At 65.4% G+C, this 14,764-nt stretch carries 16 protein-coding genes; 8 read left to right on the forward strand and 8 right to left on the reverse strand.

Annotation, left to right across the window (positions count from 1 at the left end):
- Nucleotides 1–13: 13 nt before the first annotated feature.
- The 5 genes from EXE42_RS03375 to EXE42_RS03395 all read right to left on the reverse strand — a co-directional run bounded on the left by EXE42_RS03375 (nucleotide 14) and on the right by EXE42_RS03395 (nucleotide 5,565).
- Nucleotides 14–439, reverse strand: coding sequence for a helix-turn-helix domain-containing protein (locus tag EXE42_RS03375; protein WP_092923445.1), 426 nt, complete (start codon nucleotides 437–439; stop codon nucleotides 14–16).
- Entirely contained in the window at nucleotides 432–860 is a 429-nt protein-coding gene (locus tag EXE42_RS03380) for a helix-turn-helix domain-containing protein (RefSeq protein WP_092923448.1), read from the reverse strand. The genes EXE42_RS03375 and EXE42_RS03380 overlap by 8 nt, the downstream gene beginning before the upstream one ends.
- 97 nt (nucleotides 861–957) lie before the next feature.
- Nucleotides 958–3,378 (reverse strand): PAS domain S-box protein, encoded by a 2,421-nt coding sequence (locus EXE42_RS03385; RefSeq protein ID WP_137705891.1) that lies wholly within the window; start codon nucleotides 3,376–3,378, stop codon nucleotides 958–960.
- A gap of 131 nt (nucleotides 3,379–3,509) precedes the next feature.
- Nucleotides 3,510–3,875, reverse strand: a complete 366-nt coding sequence (locus tag EXE42_RS03390; protein WP_137705892.1) for a DsrE family protein — start codon at nucleotides 3,873–3,875, stop codon at nucleotides 3,510–3,512.
- Between the two features lie 121 nt (nucleotides 3,876–3,996).
- Nucleotides 3,997–5,565, reverse strand: coding sequence for a methyl-accepting chemotaxis protein (locus EXE42_RS03395; protein ID WP_241988317.1), 1,569 nt, complete (start codon nucleotides 5,563–5,565; stop codon nucleotides 3,997–3,999).
- Between the two features lie 310 nt (nucleotides 5,566–5,875).
- Between EXE42_RS03395 and EXE42_RS03400 the strand changes: the two genes are divergently transcribed.
- Nucleotides 5,876–6,181: a putative quinol monooxygenase gene (locus EXE42_RS03400; protein WP_137705936.1), complete on the forward strand. Its 306-nt coding sequence runs from the start codon at nucleotides 5,876–5,878 to the stop codon at nucleotides 6,179–6,181.
- A 34-nt stretch (nucleotides 6,182–6,215) separates the two neighbouring features.
- Here EXE42_RS03400 and EXE42_RS03405 read toward each other — a convergent pair whose 3' ends face one another.
- Nucleotides 6,216–6,998: a methyl-accepting chemotaxis protein gene (locus EXE42_RS03405; RefSeq protein ID WP_241988319.1), complete on the reverse strand. Its 783-nt coding sequence runs from the start codon at nucleotides 6,996–6,998 to the stop codon at nucleotides 6,216–6,218.
- 78 nt (nucleotides 6,999–7,076) lie between these two features.
- Between EXE42_RS03405 and EXE42_RS18480 the strand changes: the two genes are divergently transcribed.
- The 6 genes from EXE42_RS18480 (at nucleotide 7,077) to EXE42_RS03425 (ending at nucleotide 12,360) form a co-directional block, all read left to right on the forward strand.
- On the forward strand, nucleotides 7,077–7,223 hold the full coding sequence (locus EXE42_RS18480) for a hypothetical protein (RefSeq protein WP_158293594.1): 147 nt from the start codon (nucleotides 7,077–7,079) through the stop codon (nucleotides 7,221–7,223).
- Between the two features lie 18 nt (nucleotides 7,224–7,241).
- Nucleotides 7,242–7,388 carry a hypothetical protein gene (locus EXE42_RS18485; protein ID WP_158293488.1) on the forward strand — a complete coding sequence of 49 codons (147 nt, stop codon included), beginning with the start codon at nucleotides 7,242–7,244 and terminating at the stop codon, nucleotides 7,386–7,388.
- A 235-nt stretch (nucleotides 7,389–7,623) separates the two neighbouring features.
- Nucleotides 7,624–8,709 (forward strand): PAS domain S-box protein, encoded by a 1,086-nt coding sequence (locus tag EXE42_RS03410; RefSeq protein ID WP_137705894.1) that lies wholly within the window; start codon nucleotides 7,624–7,626, stop codon nucleotides 8,707–8,709.
- Nucleotides 8,710–8,899: 190 nt separating this feature from the next.
- Nucleotides 8,900–9,784 carry a hypothetical protein gene (locus EXE42_RS03415; protein WP_137705895.1) on the forward strand — a complete coding sequence of 295 codons (885 nt, stop codon included), beginning with the start codon at nucleotides 8,900–8,902 and terminating at the stop codon, nucleotides 9,782–9,784.
- A 191-nt stretch (nucleotides 9,785–9,975) separates the two neighbouring features.
- Nucleotides 9,976–11,961 carry a thiamine pyrophosphate-binding protein gene (locus EXE42_RS03420; protein WP_137705896.1) on the forward strand — a complete coding sequence of 662 codons (1,986 nt, stop codon included), beginning with the start codon at nucleotides 9,976–9,978 and terminating at the stop codon, nucleotides 11,959–11,961.
- Between the two features lie 126 nt (nucleotides 11,962–12,087).
- Complete coding sequence (locus EXE42_RS03425; protein ID WP_092923469.1) at nucleotides 12,088–12,360, forward strand: hypothetical protein; 273 nt, start codon at nucleotides 12,088–12,090, stop codon at nucleotides 12,358–12,360.
- 16 nt (nucleotides 12,361–12,376) lie between these two features.
- Here the strand turns inward: EXE42_RS03425 and EXE42_RS03430 are convergent, their stop codons facing one another.
- On the reverse strand, nucleotides 12,377–12,634 hold the full coding sequence (locus EXE42_RS03430; protein WP_137705897.1) for a helix-turn-helix domain-containing protein: 258 nt from the start codon (nucleotides 12,632–12,634) through the stop codon (nucleotides 12,377–12,379).
- A 92-nt stretch (nucleotides 12,635–12,726) separates the two neighbouring features.
- Nucleotides 12,727–13,071: a helix-turn-helix domain-containing protein gene (locus EXE42_RS03435; protein ID WP_137705898.1), complete on the reverse strand. Its 345-nt coding sequence runs from the start codon at nucleotides 13,069–13,071 to the stop codon at nucleotides 12,727–12,729.
- 78 nt (nucleotides 13,072–13,149) lie between these two features.
- Between EXE42_RS03435 and merA the strand changes: the two genes are divergently transcribed.
- A complete protein-coding gene (merA, locus tag EXE42_RS03440) occupies nucleotides 13,150–14,649 on the forward strand; it encodes a mercury(II) reductase (protein WP_137705899.1) in 1,500 nt (499 codons plus the stop codon).
- Nucleotides 14,650–14,764: the final 115 nt, after the last annotated feature.

The raw sequence follows: 14,764 nt of genomic DNA on the forward strand, positions 1-14,764 counted from the left end.
AGGAGACCGCGAGCTACTCCGGCGCGACGGCGTCGAGCGCCGCGGAGCGCCATCGATCGATCGCGTGAGCGACGGGGTCCTCGGACCTCTCCTTGTCGACGTAGTACTGGTAGACGTGACCACCCTCGTCGAGCAGCCGGCGGCCCCGCGTCACGAGACCGGTCTCGCGGAGCCGCTTCAACGAACGGTTCACGTTGCTGCGGTCGCGGTCGAGGCGGTCGCTCAGTTCGCTGGTCGTCGCTCCCGTGACCTCGACGACGGCGTCGTAGGTGCGAACGTCCTGTTCGCCGAGGTCGAACACCGTCTGGAACACCTCCTCGCGTGTGGGATTTTTCACCGAAAGCGCGCTCTCGTCGGCTCTCGTTCCCCGGTGGCTGACTCCGCGCTCGGCCCGCGCATCCGACGAGACGTCCGTCGACAAGTCCGTTCGACTACTCATCGTCCGGCACCTCCCCGCCGGCGCGACCCGGAAGACGCGGGCCGGTCGGCTTCTGCGTCCCCTCGACTCCGTCGACGGACAGGTGTTCCCGACCCCACCTGAGCATCGGATCGAGGACCGCCTCTAATTCTCGCCCCTGCTGAGTTAGCGTGTACTTGACTCGGACCGGCTTTTCGCTCACCACCTCGCGGTCGACGAGCCCCTCCGCTTCGAGCGTCGAGAGGCTGTCCGAGAGCATCTTGTTCGACACGTCGTCGATGGCCGCGCCGAGTTCGCTGAACGTGTGCTCTCCGTTCAGTAACTGCGTGAGGATGATCGGGTGCCACTTGTGGCCCAGCACGTCTGCGACCTCGATGAGGAGGCGCTGCGTGCGCTCGTGCGAGCCGTCGAGTCGGGACAGCGGGATCGGTTCGGTGCTCATACACTATGCGTCACGCGCCGCCGGTATGATCACCCACGCTACGTGTCTCGGGCGAGAGATACCGAGACACGTAGGTACCCGGTTCGGTCCGCGGCCCTCACTCGTCGTCGACGAACGACGAGACGAGCGCGTGCTCCGCCGCCCGGAGGTGTTGATGGAGCGTCGCCGAGGCGATATCGAGGCTCTCGGCGATCTCCTCGGCAGTGTGGTCGCGAGGCCAGTCGTAGTACCCCTTCTCGTAGGCCGTCTCCAAGACCGACCGTTGCCTGTCGGTGAGCCCCGCCGCGCCGTCCGTCGGGACAGGGAGGTCCGCCCCGCGGGTCGGGGTCTGGCGCTTGGCGACCAGCTCGACGTCGTCCCAGTACTCCGAGAGCGCGTCGAGCACGCGCGTGACGTCTTCGTCGTTCGGAACCTCGGCGATCAGCCTCGTGTCGCCGTCGCTCGCGTGGAGCGACACCAGTCCGAACCCGGCCTCGGCGAGCAGCCCCGGGGGCGCGCCCGCGACCGTGATTTCGACGGTACACGTCTCGCCGCGACATTCGACGAGTCGACACTCGCGAATTTCGGGGTACTCGTCGAGGAAGGCTCGGATCTCGTCGAAGTCCCCGTGCGTAATCCGCGTCTCGTACGCGTGCGTGTCGTCGCCGTCGGCGACGCTCCCGAGGTGATCACACCGGCAGTCGAACGCCGCGGAGAGGTCGCCAAGCGGGCTCGCGAAGGAGAACTCCAACTCGACCGCGTCGCTCTCGATCAGCGTGTTCCGGCGTTGGTCGGCGATGATCGCGAACCCAAGCGTCTCTCCGAGCAATTCGAGCCCGCTCTGTGTCGTCTCGGCGAACCCGCTCTCCTCGGTCCCGGCCACGGCGAGCACGCCGAACCGCTGTCGGCCGCAGGCCACGGGGACTGCGGCGGCGATAGGATCGGCTTCAGCGTCTGTATCGGTATCGTTCTCGGATTCGAACCGTCGCCGCTGGACGACCGCGGCGTCCAGTTCGTTGGCTTGCCGAACCAGTTGCCGCGCGAACGGCGACGTGAGGAACGACTCCGCGTCGGTCTCGCTGAACGGGTCCGTCGCGACCGCGCTGGAATCGATCGTCACGGCGTCGGCGTCGCCTCCCGTCCCGACGGTCGCGATCCACGCAGTCTCGTACAGCGACGAGTCGGCGAGCTCGTCACAGACTGATTGTCTGACCGCCGCTCCGCTGGTCGCCCGTAGTACCGACCGAATCACTTCGGTGACGAGGGTGTTGAACCGGTCGGCCGCCGCCAGCTCCTCTCGGCGGCGCTCCAGTTCGTCCTGCCGGGACCGGAGCCGCTCGTCGCGCTCGGCGCGGGTCAACGCCGAGCGGACGACGCCGGCGAACAGTTCGATCAGCCGAATGTCCTCCTCCGTCAGCGGTGCCTCGCGGTCGAAGACGCTCAGCACGCCGAACTCGCCGAGCGGAACGTGGACCTCGGCTCGACACGGGTCGTCGGTGTACGCGTCGTCAACCCTCGTTTCGTTTTGGACCGTTTCCCCGCTCCGGTACGCCGCACCGGCGTTCGACGACTTGAGGTCGTACGCGACCGCCTCTCGGACGAGCGCTGCGGCCGCGTCCGACGTCGCAGTCCGCACCAGCTCATTCGCATCGGGGTCGTACAGTCGAACGCAGGCGAGCTCGTGGCCCAAGGCGTCGACGACGGTCCGGATCGCGATTCGGCTTACATCATCACGGTCGGCGGCGGCGAGGAGCTCGCGGCTCGCCTCGGTTACCCCGGTAAGGCGCCGTTCCCGCCGACGCTCTTCGCTCACGTCGCGGGCGACGCAGACGAACTCGCCGCCTTCGAGGCCGGTCACCGACGCGCGGACGGGCAGGTCGTCGCCGTCCGTTCGGGAGATCGTCAGTTCGCCGCGCCACTCTCCCGAGTCGAGGACCGTCGGTCGACAGTCGAGTTCGAATCGGTCCGGGGTCGCGTACAGCTCGCCCCAGCTCGCGCCGGCGATCGCGTCCGGGTCGTCGTACCCGAACAGCGAGGCGTACGCGGCGTTCGCGTGGACGACGACGCCGTCCGCGTCGAGCACGGCGATCCCGTCGTCGGCCGCGGCCATCGCCGCCGACCGGCGGCGCAGCTCGCGCTCGCGCTCCGTGCGCGCCGACGCGTCCCGCACGATCGCGAGTATCCGGTCGGCCCCTCCGAACCGGGCGGTCGTCGCGGTGACGTCGACGGGGACGACCTCGCCGCCGCGCGTGTGACACGACAGCTCCGCGGTGAACCCGCTCCCCCTGTCGCGGACGCGCTCGACGAACGCCTCGAAGACCTCGTAGTCGTGAGGGTGGATGTCCGGTGGGCCGAGCGAGAGGAGGCGCTCTCGGTCGTACCCGAGCAGCTCGCACGCCCGCTCGTTACACCGCAGGATGCGGTTCGCCTCTGAGTCGATGACGAGGACTGCGTCGGGGGTGTGCTCGAACAGCCGTTCGAAGACCGTCGACTCCGGGTCGTCGCCCGTCACAGAGTCGGATTCGGGCGCGTCGCTCATGACGCCAGGGGAAGCGGGGAGTGTCCGTCGATCATTCGGCGTTCTTCTCAACTGGCCCGTTCGGCACGCACGCTTAAGAAACCAATCGCGGAGCGGGCAGTCCGACCGATTTGCCCCCGACCACGCGGTTATCAGGACACCGTAAGCAGTTCGTAGCCGTCGTCGACGAGGGCCGCGACGTCCGGACCGTGCTCTTCGCCGGCCGTTCCGAGAAGCGGGATTCCTTCCCTTCGACAGCCCGCGGTCGCGTCGAACGCGGCCGCGCAGAAGGCGCAGGCGGCGACCTCGACCCCGCCGCCCACGGCCCGGTCGAGCCCGTCGCGGAGCGGGTGGTCGGCCCGCGTCGCCAGCTCTTCCGGCCATCGGGTCGCCTCCCCGTCGAGAAACACCCGTACGTCGTGGCCGCCGTCGGCGAGCCGGAGCGCGTACTCAACCCCGTTGAGCGCGCTCCCGGTCCTGTCCGGGCCCGCGCTGAGCAACACCGCGTACTTTCCCATACGGACTGGCGGTGGGAGCCGATATAAACGCTATCGGGGAGCCCGGTTACGTCGTTACCCGTCAGTTACCAGGGGAGGGGACGCGATTGCGAGGGTGACGCAGTTGCGAACCGACGCCACGTCAGTCGTCGGCGGTCGGGACGGTGCCGTCGGCGCCGTCGCCGACCCCGGCCGTTCCCGCGCCGTCGCGCGTCCGGAACGTCTCCAGCGACTCCCGGAGGCGGGTCGTCCGCTCTGCTAGGCCCTCCACCTTCTCGGAGACACGGTCCGAGGAGGCGGCCTGCTCCTCCGCGGCGGCCGCGACCGACGAGGCGTTCGTCGAGGTCCGCTGGCTGATCTCGGCGACGTCGTCGACCGATGTCGTTACGTCGTTGACCGCGCGGGCCTGCTCGTCCATCGCGTCGGATATCTCTTTGACACCGTCGTCCGCCTCAGTGATGCGGTCATCGATGTCGGCGAGCGCGGCCTCCGCAGCCTCCACGGTGTCGACGCCCGCGTCGATCCGCTCGCGAATCGCCGTCATCTCCGTCACACTCTCGTCGGTCCGGTCTTCGAGCTCCGCGATGAGCGACTCGACCTCAGCGGCGGCCTCGCTCGTCTCCTCGGCGAGGCTCTTCACCTCGTCGGCGACGACGCCGAATCCGGAGCCCGCCTCACCCGCCCGCGCCGCCTCGATCGAGGCGTTCAGCGCCAGCAGATTCGTCTGGTCGGCGATCTCGGTGATCGTGTCGACGATGACGCCGATACGCTCCATCCCGGCTTCGAGCTGACTGACTGCCTCCGTCGCGGACCGAGAGCGCTCTTCAACGGCGTGGAGCTCCTCGACGGCGCGCCGCGTCGCCGCCCGCCCCTCGTCGCTGAGCTCGGTCGCCCGCTCGGAGGTCGCCGCGACCTGTTCAGCCGAGACGGCGACCTCCTCGGTCGTCGAGGACATCGTCTCCATCTCGCCAGCGATCTCGACGAGCCGGTCGTTCTGTTTCTCCGCGCCAGCGGAGATCTCGTCTATCGACCCGCTCGTCTCGCGGGCGGCCGCGGCGACCTCCTCCGCGCTCGTCGTCATCGCGTCGGTCGCGTCCGCCACCTCGTCGGCAAAACGGCGCACGTCGGAGACAGTAGTCTCGAGCTCCGACAGCGCTTCATTGTATGCGTCCGCGATCTCGCGGAGCGCCTCCGGGTCGTCGCGTTCGACTGAGAGCCGAGCGGTAAGGTCTCCCTCGGCAGCCTCGCCCATCGTTCCTGCGAAGGCCTCGGCACGGGTTTCGAGTGTATCCGCGAACCGTTCCGTCTCGCGTTTGGCCTCGCGGGCGCGCTCCCGCTCTGCCTCCACGTCCTCGATGCGACTCTTCAGCGCGGTCCGCATCGCGTCGAACGACTCGTAAAGCCGGCCGATCTCGTCGTTCGTCTTCGGCTCGAGGTCGACATCGAGATCGCCGTCTTCCAGTGCTTCCGCCCGTCGGCCGAGTTCGTCGAGTTCACGGATCGTCGGACGTGCGAGTCCCACCCCGACGGCCCCGAGGCCGACGATCGCGACGCCGATAATCAACAGAATGTTTCGCGTCACGGCAGCGTGGGCGGCCGGATCGACGACCCCGGCCGTCTGTCGGATAGTGAAGAGGCCCGTCACCGCGATCGCGGCGATGACGAAGGCGATCGAGAGTCCGAACTTGACGAGCCGATTCTGTTCCACCACTGCGGGGACGAGTCGACTTCGAACCCTTTCGCGGCGGCTTCGATCGGACGTCACGCTCTCCACCTCCAGCGACGGCCAAGCGGGACGCAGACCGTGATCTGTCGCGAATCCATGTGAGCGACTGTGACGGTCTCCGATTTAATTCGTCGGTACCGATTATCACGCATGGCTCTCACGGGTAACGCGGACGTAACAGGGTTTCTCTCGGCTCACGTCGGTGTTCTTCGCCCTCCGTCGCTCCCCACGTCTGCCCGAATCGCGCGCCCTCACGACCGAGGTTTATCCGTCGCGGCCGACGAGCGAGAATCGCATGATCGTGTTACACGCAGTCTTTCCGCTCGATCCCGAGAAGCGCGACGAGGCGCTCGATCTGATCGCCGACCTCGCTGAGAAATCCCGCGCCGAGCCGGGGATGATCGACTACCGGCCGGCGACGGACGTGGACGATCCGAACGTGGTCCGGTTCTTCGAACAATACGAGGACGAGGCCGCGTTCGAGGCGCACTCGCAGACCGAACACTTCCAGGAGTTCGAGGCGGCGCTACCCGACCTGCTCGCCGGCGAGCCGGAAGTCACCCGGTTTGAAGTCGACTCGGCAGCCGAAATGGATCTCTAAGCGGGGGTTGTGAGTCCGGCGGCTTCGACGCGACTTACTGCTCCGCGGGGGAGTCCGTCCGTTCGTCGATCTCGTTGGCCTGACTGATCGCGTCGATCACGTCCCTGGCGATGTGGTCGAGGTCGTCCGCGTACGCCTGCGTCGTCTCGCTCACCTCGTCGACGTTCTCGGAAGTTCGAACTGCGCTGTCGGCAATGCCGTCGAGGTCGTCGACCGCGTCCGTGATCGACGCCGCGGCGGTGTCCGTGCGCGTGTCGACCGTCTCGATTTGTGCTATCGTCTCGTCCGCGGTCGAACGCACCTCCTCGACGGTCGCCTCGATCTCCGTCGCGCGCTCCTGAGCCTGTTCGGCGAGGTCTTTGACTTCGTCTGCGACGACGGCGAAACCGGAGCCCGCCTCGCCGACTCGGGCGGCCTCGATAGAGGCGTTCAACGCGAGCATGTTCGTCTGGTCGGCAATTTCGTTCAGCATCGCGACGATGTCGTCGATCTCGGTGACTGTCTCACGGAGCGTCTCCAGTTTCTCCTCGGCTGCGGCGGCAGCGGCCTTCGCTTCGTCGACGTCGGCGTTCGCCTCACGGGCCGACCCTCGGGCCGTCTCCGCGAGCGAGGCCGTGTCGGAACTTGATTCGTTCGCCTCCGCGGCACCGCGAGACAGCGACTCGATCGCGTCGCTCGACTCGCTCAGTTCCGTCCCGATCTCCGAGAGGAGCTTCGCGTGCTCGGCCGTGAGCGTCGAGAGGGGCGCCTTCCCCTCCGAATCGGCCGTTCCGTCCGACCCTCCGCTTCCGTTGCGATCGCGTGATTGTCGACTCATGAGTGTGCTCCCGCCGAGGCGGTTAGCGTACACTTCCGCGGGGGCTATTTAATCGTGGTCCGCATATTATCAGAGACGATGTCAGACCACGATCACGACCACGACGACGGCGATATCCACGCGTGTGACTGCGGCGCGACGTTCGACACGCTCGACGAACTGAAAGACCACGCCAAGGAGAATCACCCCGACGCCTACGAAGAGAACTTCGGGGACGAAGCGTAAACCCATTCAGATCGAGTTATGAGCGGGGACGCTACCTGTCCGACCTGCGGCGACGAGACGGAAAGCAGGCTCGCGATCATCGAGCCCTCGGAACTGAAAGCGGAGCGCGAGTACTGCCTCACCTGTGAGACGTTCGTCGACGCGGACGCGCGGAAGCCAGAGTAACCTGTCGTGTCTGCGTCGCCGCGGCGCGCGCCGAGGAAGACCGGCCCATCGCCGAGCGCACCGGCACACGAGAGCCGTCCGATGTCCCCTGCGTCCGACCAGTGAAATATTATATCATCGGAGCAGTAACTAACCATAGAGAGGCGGAAACGGACTTCGGCCGCAACTGTCCGACCGCCGTTTGGGTCCGACCGGTCGAACCGACCACCAGAATCGCAAACTGGACAGTCGACACATGGGCAACGAATCAACGGACGGTGGCGAAGGCATTGAGGCGAGCGGAACCGGTGGGGACCCCGCATCGGTCGAAGAGCGATATCAAAAGGTCTTCGAGTACAACAACGACGCCGTCATGATCGTCGACTTCGAGACCGAGTCGTTCGTCGACGTCAATCCACGCGCGTGCGAACTGTTGGGGTACTCCCGCGAGGAGCTGCTCTCGATGGATCCCGAGGACATCCACCCGGACGATATCGACCGGGTTCGAGAGGAGTTCATCTCGCAGGTCAAAAGCGAGGGAACCGGCTTCACAGACGATCTCACGTGTCTGACGAAGGACGGAGAGAAGGTCCCCACCGAAGTCTCCGGGGCGGCCTTGGAGTCGACGGCGGGTGCGGCGGACGCCGAACCGAGACGGATGATCGCGATGCTCCGAGACATCTCGGGACGCGTTCAAACCCGGCGCCGGCTGGAGCAGAAGGTCGAACGGCTCGACCGGTTCGCCGGTATCGTTTCACACGACCTCCAAAACCCCCTTTCAATCATTCAAGGGCACGCGGAACTCGCCAGACAGACCGGCGACTCAGAACATTTCGACGCGGTCGAGGACGCCGCCGACCGCATGGAAGAGATGCTGTCGGAGCTCCTCCAGCTCACCCGAGAAGGCGATCTGATTCACGAGCGGGAGGATGTCGATTTAGACGCGATCGCGCGTAACGTCTGGGCCGACTGTGACATGGCGCCGGCAAGCCTCGAGGTCGAATCGTCGACGACGCTCTGGGCCGACCGAGACCGCCTTCACGAACTGCTCGTGAACCTCTTCGAGAACGCCCGCGACCACGGCGGACCGTCGGTGACCGTTCGGGTCGGTGTACTCGACGGGCCGGAACTGAACGGCTTCTACGTCGCGGACGACGGGGCGGGAGTCCCGACTGACGACGAGGACGACGTCTTCGAATGGGGTCACACGACGACGGGGGACGGAACCGGGTTCGGGCTGGCCATCGTCGCCGAAATCGCGGAGGCACACGGCTGGGAGATCGGCGTCGAGGAGTCTGCGGACGGCGGCGCAAGGTTCGAGATCGACGGGATCGACCGCTAATGCGAGAGCTCGCACGGCTCGACGCGGACCGGCGAGGCCGTCAACGACGTGGCCGGCGCCATTCACGCGCTTCCGATGCCGAGCAAGGTGGCCGAGACGGCATCCAAGAACGCGGCCCGGGAACCGCTTCCAGTGACTGGTCGGCCATGGACTCAGAGACAGCGCCACAAAAACCGAGCGGGTGCCGACGGTGAGCGACGCCGACGCGTCGAGTCGAGCCGCTCGGTTCGTCGACATCGGGCGGCGGCTCCGCTCGAGTCTCGACGACCTCCTCTCACAGGAGTTCTCGTATTCCTCGGGGCACCTCGCCGCGATCTTACACGGGTGTCTGTTTGCGCCGTCGATCTTGACTTTCTGGTTCGTCAACGGCGTGCTCGACTTCTCGACCGCGGCCGCCGTCGGCGCAGTCGCTACGACGGCCGGACTCCAGATTCGTCTCTTCGCGTACGTGCTTCTCGTGCCGGTGTTCTTGCTTACGAGACTGACCGTTCACCTCGCTCATCCCGTCCATCGGGCACAGGTGCTTTCGGGATCGTGTCCGACAACGGAGCTGATGAGTCTCGACTGGGTCAGTCTGGGTATCCTCGCGACTGGGCTTCCACTCGCGATTCAGAACTTCGGGCCGTGGGTCGGGATGAACGCCGTCCTCCTCGTCGGGATTTTCGTGCTTCCGCGCGTACTGTCGCCGCGGTACCGCTCAGCCGCCAAACTCCTCGCGATCGCCGCCGGCGGGGCCGTGTTCATTTACGCGACTTACGGGGGCGCGATCTCCTTCCTCCCGGCCCCGGCATCGGTCCTCGGCCCCGTCGCGACGGTGTCGCTCACGGACGTGACCACTGAATGGCTGCTCCGGCTCGCTAACAGCATCGCGTTCGGCCCGCCGCTGGTCGCCGCGTTCGGCGTCGCGATGAACCACATTCTGACCCGGCCGGAGCTCCGCGACCTGCCGGTCATCCGGCGGACGCTGCCACACCGCGACTCGGACCAGGTTGTCGCCGCAAGCGCGGCATTCGGGACGACGTTCTATCTTATAGTCGTCGCGGCCGCGACCGGTGAGGTTGTTTTACTTCCCTGAACCAGAGTCCTCCGGAAGCCCCGTACTGGCGGGAACGGCGGGAGGCGAATTAGAAACCTCCTCGGGGCGGTACGCCGCTGAAAACGACTTTTGTTCGGCCATTCGGCACATACAAATGATATACCGCGTGTGGATAATGGAACCGAACAGCCGCCGCACACTTAATTTACTGCGGCGCGCCGGATGACGTCATGAGTAGAGACTCGACTTCGACCGGGGCGGCAGGCGACACGAATTGGTACAAAGCGCTCGACCCGGACGAGCTGCCGGAGGGACGGGTGAAGGCGGTGAGCTGCGGCGACACGACAGTCGCGATGACGCACCAGAATGGTGAGTACGCCGCGCTCGACAATCGCTGTCCCCACCAAGGTGGGCCGTTGGGCGAAGGATCTATCGAGACTGGACTGCTCCGCTGTCCGTGGCACGGCTGGGACTTCGACCCGCTGACGGGGAAAACACCCGGATCCCACGACGACTGTGTCGAGACGTTCCCGGTAAAAGTGCGCGACGATGGGATCTACGTCGGATTCCCCGAAGAGGAGCCGCACGAGCGGACGGTGTCGGACGTGATCGCCGAGACGCTGGTCAACTGGGGGGTCCGGCAAGTGTGGGGGATCGTCGGACACTCGAATCTCGGGCTCGCCGACGCGCTCCGCCGCGAAGCGGCCGGGGGAAACCTCGCATATTATGGCGTACGCCACGAGGGGGCTGCCGCGTTCGCTGCCTCCGCGTACGGGAAGCTCACCGGCCGCCCGGCGGCGTGCTTCTCCATCGCCGGCCCCGGTGCGACGAACATGCTCACCGGACTGTGGGACGCGAACGTTGACCGCTCGCCGACGATCGCGCTCACCGGACAGGTCGAGTCGCAGGTGCTCGGCACAGGGAACTTCCAGGAAGTCGATCTGGAGGCGGCCTACGGCGACGTCGCTGAGTTCGAGGCGACCGTCCTCCCCGACAGCGACCACGCCGAACTCGCGACGCGGGCGGCCAAGACCGCGATTCTTGACCGTGGAGTCTCGCATCTGGTCTTCCCCGACGAGATCCAGACCCAGTCGGCCGAGGGCGTCGATCCCGGGGACCCGGAGGGACGGATCACGGACCGCGACATCACGCCACCGGAAAGCGCGCTCGCTGACGCGACCGATCTCCTCGCGAACGCCGAGCGGCCGGTGATTGTCGTCGGTCACGGGGCCCGATTCGAGATGGACGGGATCGTCGACCTGGCCGAGCGGCTACAGTGTCCCGTGCTGACGACGTTCAAAGCGAAGGGACAGATCCCCGACTCACATCCGCTTGCGGGGGGCGTCCTTGGCCGGAGTGGGACACCTATTGCGAGCCACTTCATGAACGAGGCGGATTTACTGGCCGTCTTCGGCGCGAGCTTTTCGAACCACACCGGCATCGCGGAGTACAAGCCGACGATCCACGTCGACTACGACGCGATGACGCTCGGGAAGTTCCACAGTATCGACGTGCCGGTGTGGGGCGAGATCGGTGTCACCGTCGACGAACTCCACGAGCGACTTGACGAAGTTGAGGCGGAGAGCCAGCGCGAAGAGATCACCGACCGCTGGGCAATTTGGCGTGAGGAGAAGGCCAGCCGGCGAGCGGGGATACCGGAACGCGGCGTCAACTACGCCACGGCCTTCGAGGCGATGACCCGGCTCGTTCCCGACGACGCAATCATCCCCGTTGACGTGGGGAACAACACCTACGCGTTCGGCCGGTACTTCGAGCCGGAACACCAGTCCGTGCTCATGTCGGGGTACCTCGGATCGATCGGATTCGCGTTCCCAGCGGCCCTAGGCGCGTGGGCAGCCACCCAGGAGCCGGAGTCGGAGTTCAGCGGTCGTAAGGTGGTCTCGGTGTCCAGCGACGGCGGCTTCGGCCAGTACATGAGCGAGTTCACGACCGCGGTGAAGTACGATATGGACGTTACCCACGTCTTGTTGAACGACGACGAACTCGGGAAAATCAGTAAGGAGCAGCGGACCGGGGGCTGGGACGTCTGGCAGACCGACCTCGTCAACCCCGAGTTCGCGGCGTTCGCGGAGAACTGCGGGGGCCTCGGTCTCTTCGTCGACGACCCCGCCGATCTCGACGACGCACTCGAAACCGCAATCGCCCACGACGGTCCCGCGCTCGTCGAGATCCTCACCGATGCCGATCCGGTGTGAACGCCCGTCTCGATACGTAGCTGCGGTCTCCGAGACGCCTGAATTCGATAAATAAATCCACCGCTCGCGTGTTCGGCCGGTGACCGGACGCGATACGTATTAATTTTTAGTGAGAGAGTATCGGGCATGGGAACTGACACTGCTCGGGAGAGGCCCGTCCCGAACCGCGACACCGCCGTCCCCGATTCCTACGCGATCCACGTCGACGCTCGAGGCGTCGACGTGTGGCAGTATCGCGTCGATCTCGAGGAACCGGACGGCGCTTGGCGGTTCGTCGAGACGCACGACGCCCCGGACGACCTCCGGGTGTCGCTCGATCTCGCGGCCCTGACGCCTCCGTCCGAGAGCGGATACTGGGTGTACAGCAGGACCTACGACTGCGAAACCGACTGTAAATAGGGCGCGGCCGAATCGCTCAGGCCTCCAGTTCGAGCGAGTAGATCCGCTTTCGGGCGTCGGCAAACGAGATTCGTGACGAAACGATTTCGGCCTCTTCGAGCTGATCGAGCGCATACCGAACGGTCCGCGGGGGGAGAAGCGTCGACTCGGCAAGGGCCGACTGCGTGCTCTCGCCCTCGTACTCGAGGGTCTTCGCGACCAGCTTGGCGCTGGGCGAGAGGTCGAGGAGTTCCGGGGGCGCCGACCGCGCCGAAATCGTGGTGTCGTCCGGCATCACAGGTGGAGATAGCCGGACGAACATCTTAATCTTCGAGCGTTTGTGCGATCAATTCACACAGGTGAGCACCGCGACCGACGCGGTTTGTCTCACTCCGTCGACGCTGCCCACTCCAGGAGCGGTTCAAGCCGCGCCCGTAGCTCGTCACCGTCCTCAGTGAGGGCATACTCGACGCGAGGCGGGATCTCGTTATACTGGGTTCGAGAGACGAGACCAGCCTCCTCGAATTCGTCGAGTCGTTTCGAGATGGTTGAAGTACTCGCCGTCGGAAGGTGTGCTTCGATCTCCGCGAAGCGAAGCGAATCGTGCGCCCCGATGATGCTGACGAGCTGTATCGCGTATTTCTGACTCAGTGTGCTGATAACACCCGTGAGCGGACAGTAGCACGTGCCGTCAACATCACAGGCGGGAGCGTCTGCGGTGGTATCTGCCATAGCTTTGTAGCCTCCAACTCACTCCATAGCTTTGGACTCCGAAGTATAAACGCTTCCTGGTGTAAAGTAACGGTACACGTGACTAGCGACCCCAACTACGACCTCGTGATTCTCGGCGGTGGCGCCGCAGCCTTCGCTGCGATCACCGAAGCGAGCCGACGGGACCTCACGACGGCAATGGTGAACACCGGCCTGCCTATCGGCGGGACCTGCGTGAACGTCGGCTGTGTCCCGAGTAAGCATCTGCTTGCCGTCGCTGAGAACGGTGCTGCCGCGGCAGAGAATCCCTTCGACGCCGTTCGATACCTTGAGGAGCCGACCGTCGACTGGGCCGACGCACTCGACGGCACCGACGCACTTGTCGAACGGTTCCGGCAGGAGAACTACGTCGATGTCGCCGAGCACTTCGAGACCGACATCTACGAGGGGTACGGCCAGTTAGTCGACAGCGAGGGACGCAGTCCCTCGGGCAACCGGACGCAGTCCGGTGACGACACGACTATCGAGGTCGTCGACGGCGCCGACGAGGGCGCACGCATCACCGGAAAAAAGGCCCTCGTCGCGACCGGAAGCTCACCGTGGGCACCGCCCATCGATGGCCTCGACGATGTCGACTACTACACGAGCGAGACGATTCTCGAAGAGCGCGATCTCCCCGAGAGTATCGTAATACTCGGCGGCGGCTACATCGCGCTGGAGTGGGGCCAGATCCTCCACCGTGTCGGCGTCTGCGTGACCATCCTCCAGCGCTCCGAGCACGTCCTCTCCGGGATGGAAGGACAACTCGGGCGTGAGATGCTGCGCGCGTTCGAGGAGGAAGGCATCGAGGTAATTACTGGCAACGACTTCCAGCGCGTCCGGACGCCAGCAGCCGCCGGTGGAATCAAAACGAGACAGTCGGGCGTCGCCGTCGAGACGGCCGTCGACGGCACCGAACGAACGATCACTGGCGACGCGCTGTTCGTCGCGACCGGCGTCCAGCCCAACAGCGATGGGATCGGTCTCGCATCAGTAGGGGTGGAAACGGACAACAACGGAAGGATTCACGTCGACGAGCACTTCCAGACGACGAATTCCCACATCTACGCGGCCGGCGACGTGATCGGCGAGCCTGAACTCGAGACAGTTGCTGCCAAGGAGGGCAATCACTCCGTCAGGAACGCGTTCGGTAACGAGGCCGTCAGCATCGACTATGACGCGGTTCCCGCAGTCGTCTTCACCAGCCCCGAGGTCGCTGCTGTCGGCACGACCGAACTGGAGCACACGGAGGAGCACGGGACATATTCGTGCCGGACTGTTCAGATGGAGGATGTACCACGGGCGAAAGCCGTCAAGGACACCGATGGTCTCGTTCAAGTAGTCAAGCACCACGAGACCGACGAGATCGTCGGCGTCCACACGGTCGGCCCCCGTGCCGCCGACATGATCGTGGAAGCGACGCTGGCGGTGAAGTTCGGTCTCACCGTCGGCGACATCATCGACACCGTCCACCCGTTCCCGACGTTCAGCGAAGCGTTCAAACAGGCCTGTCAGGCGTTCCGGAGAGATACGTCGAAGATGAGCTGTTGTATCGAGTAGCGATCTCCAAAACAAACGTCGAACACACCGTTCTGAGCTGTTTGTTCTGACAGCCGGAGCGCTCGTGCGAACTCGTTTCACATCCGCCAAGACTGTTTAAAACGCTGCGATCACT

Origin of the sequence: Halorubrum sp. SP3 (genome assembly GCF_005435195.1) — an archaeon.
Classification (GTDB): Archaea; Halobacteriota; Halobacteria; order Halobacteriales; family Haloferacaceae; genus Halorubrum; species Halorubrum sodomense.

Bases quoted from the DNA above. Each gene is read 5' to 3' on its own strand.
- EXE42_RS03400 (WP_137705936.1), top strand. From the start codon at position 5,876: ATGATCGTGTTACACGCAGTCTTTCCGCTCGATCCCGAGAAGCGCGAC.
- EXE42_RS03420 (WP_137705896.1), top strand. From the start codon at position 9,976: ATGAGTAGAGACTCGACTTCGACCGGGGCGGCAGGCGACACGAATTGG.
- EXE42_RS18485 (WP_158293488.1), top strand. From the start codon at position 7,242: ATGAGCGGGGACGCTACCTGTCCGACCTGCGGCGACGAGACGGAAAGC.
- EXE42_RS03390 (WP_137705892.1), bottom strand. From the start codon at position 3,875: ATGGGAAAGTACGCGGTGTTGCTCAGCGCGGGCCCGGACAGGACCGGG.
- EXE42_RS18480 (WP_158293594.1), top strand. From the start codon at position 7,077: ATGTCAGACCACGATCACGACCACGACGACGGCGATATCCACGCGTGT.
- EXE42_RS03385 (WP_137705891.1), bottom strand. From the start codon at position 3,378: ATGAGCGACGCGCCCGAATCCGACTCTGTGACGGGCGACGACCCGGAG.
- EXE42_RS03405 (WP_241988319.1), bottom strand. From the start codon at position 6,998: ATGAGTCGACAATCACGCGATCGCAACGGAAGCGGAGGGTCGGACGGA.
- EXE42_RS03430 (WP_137705897.1), bottom strand. From the start codon at position 12,634: ATGCCGGACGACACCACGATTTCGGCGCGGTCGGCGCCCCCGGAACTC.
- EXE42_RS03410 (WP_137705894.1), top strand. From the start codon at position 7,624: ATGGGCAACGAATCAACGGACGGTGGCGAAGGCATTGAGGCGAGCGGA.
- EXE42_RS03425 (WP_092923469.1), top strand. From the start codon at position 12,088: ATGGGAACTGACACTGCTCGGGAGAGGCCCGTCCCGAACCGCGACACC.
- EXE42_RS03435 (WP_137705898.1), bottom strand. From the start codon at position 13,071: ATGGCAGATACCACCGCAGACGCTCCCGCCTGTGATGTTGACGGCACG.
- EXE42_RS03380 (WP_092923448.1), bottom strand. From the start codon at position 860: ATGAGCACCGAACCGATCCCGCTGTCCCGACTCGACGGCTCGCACGAG.
- EXE42_RS03375 (WP_092923445.1), bottom strand. From the start codon at position 439: ATGAGTAGTCGAACGGACTTGTCGACGGACGTCTCGTCGGATGCGCGG.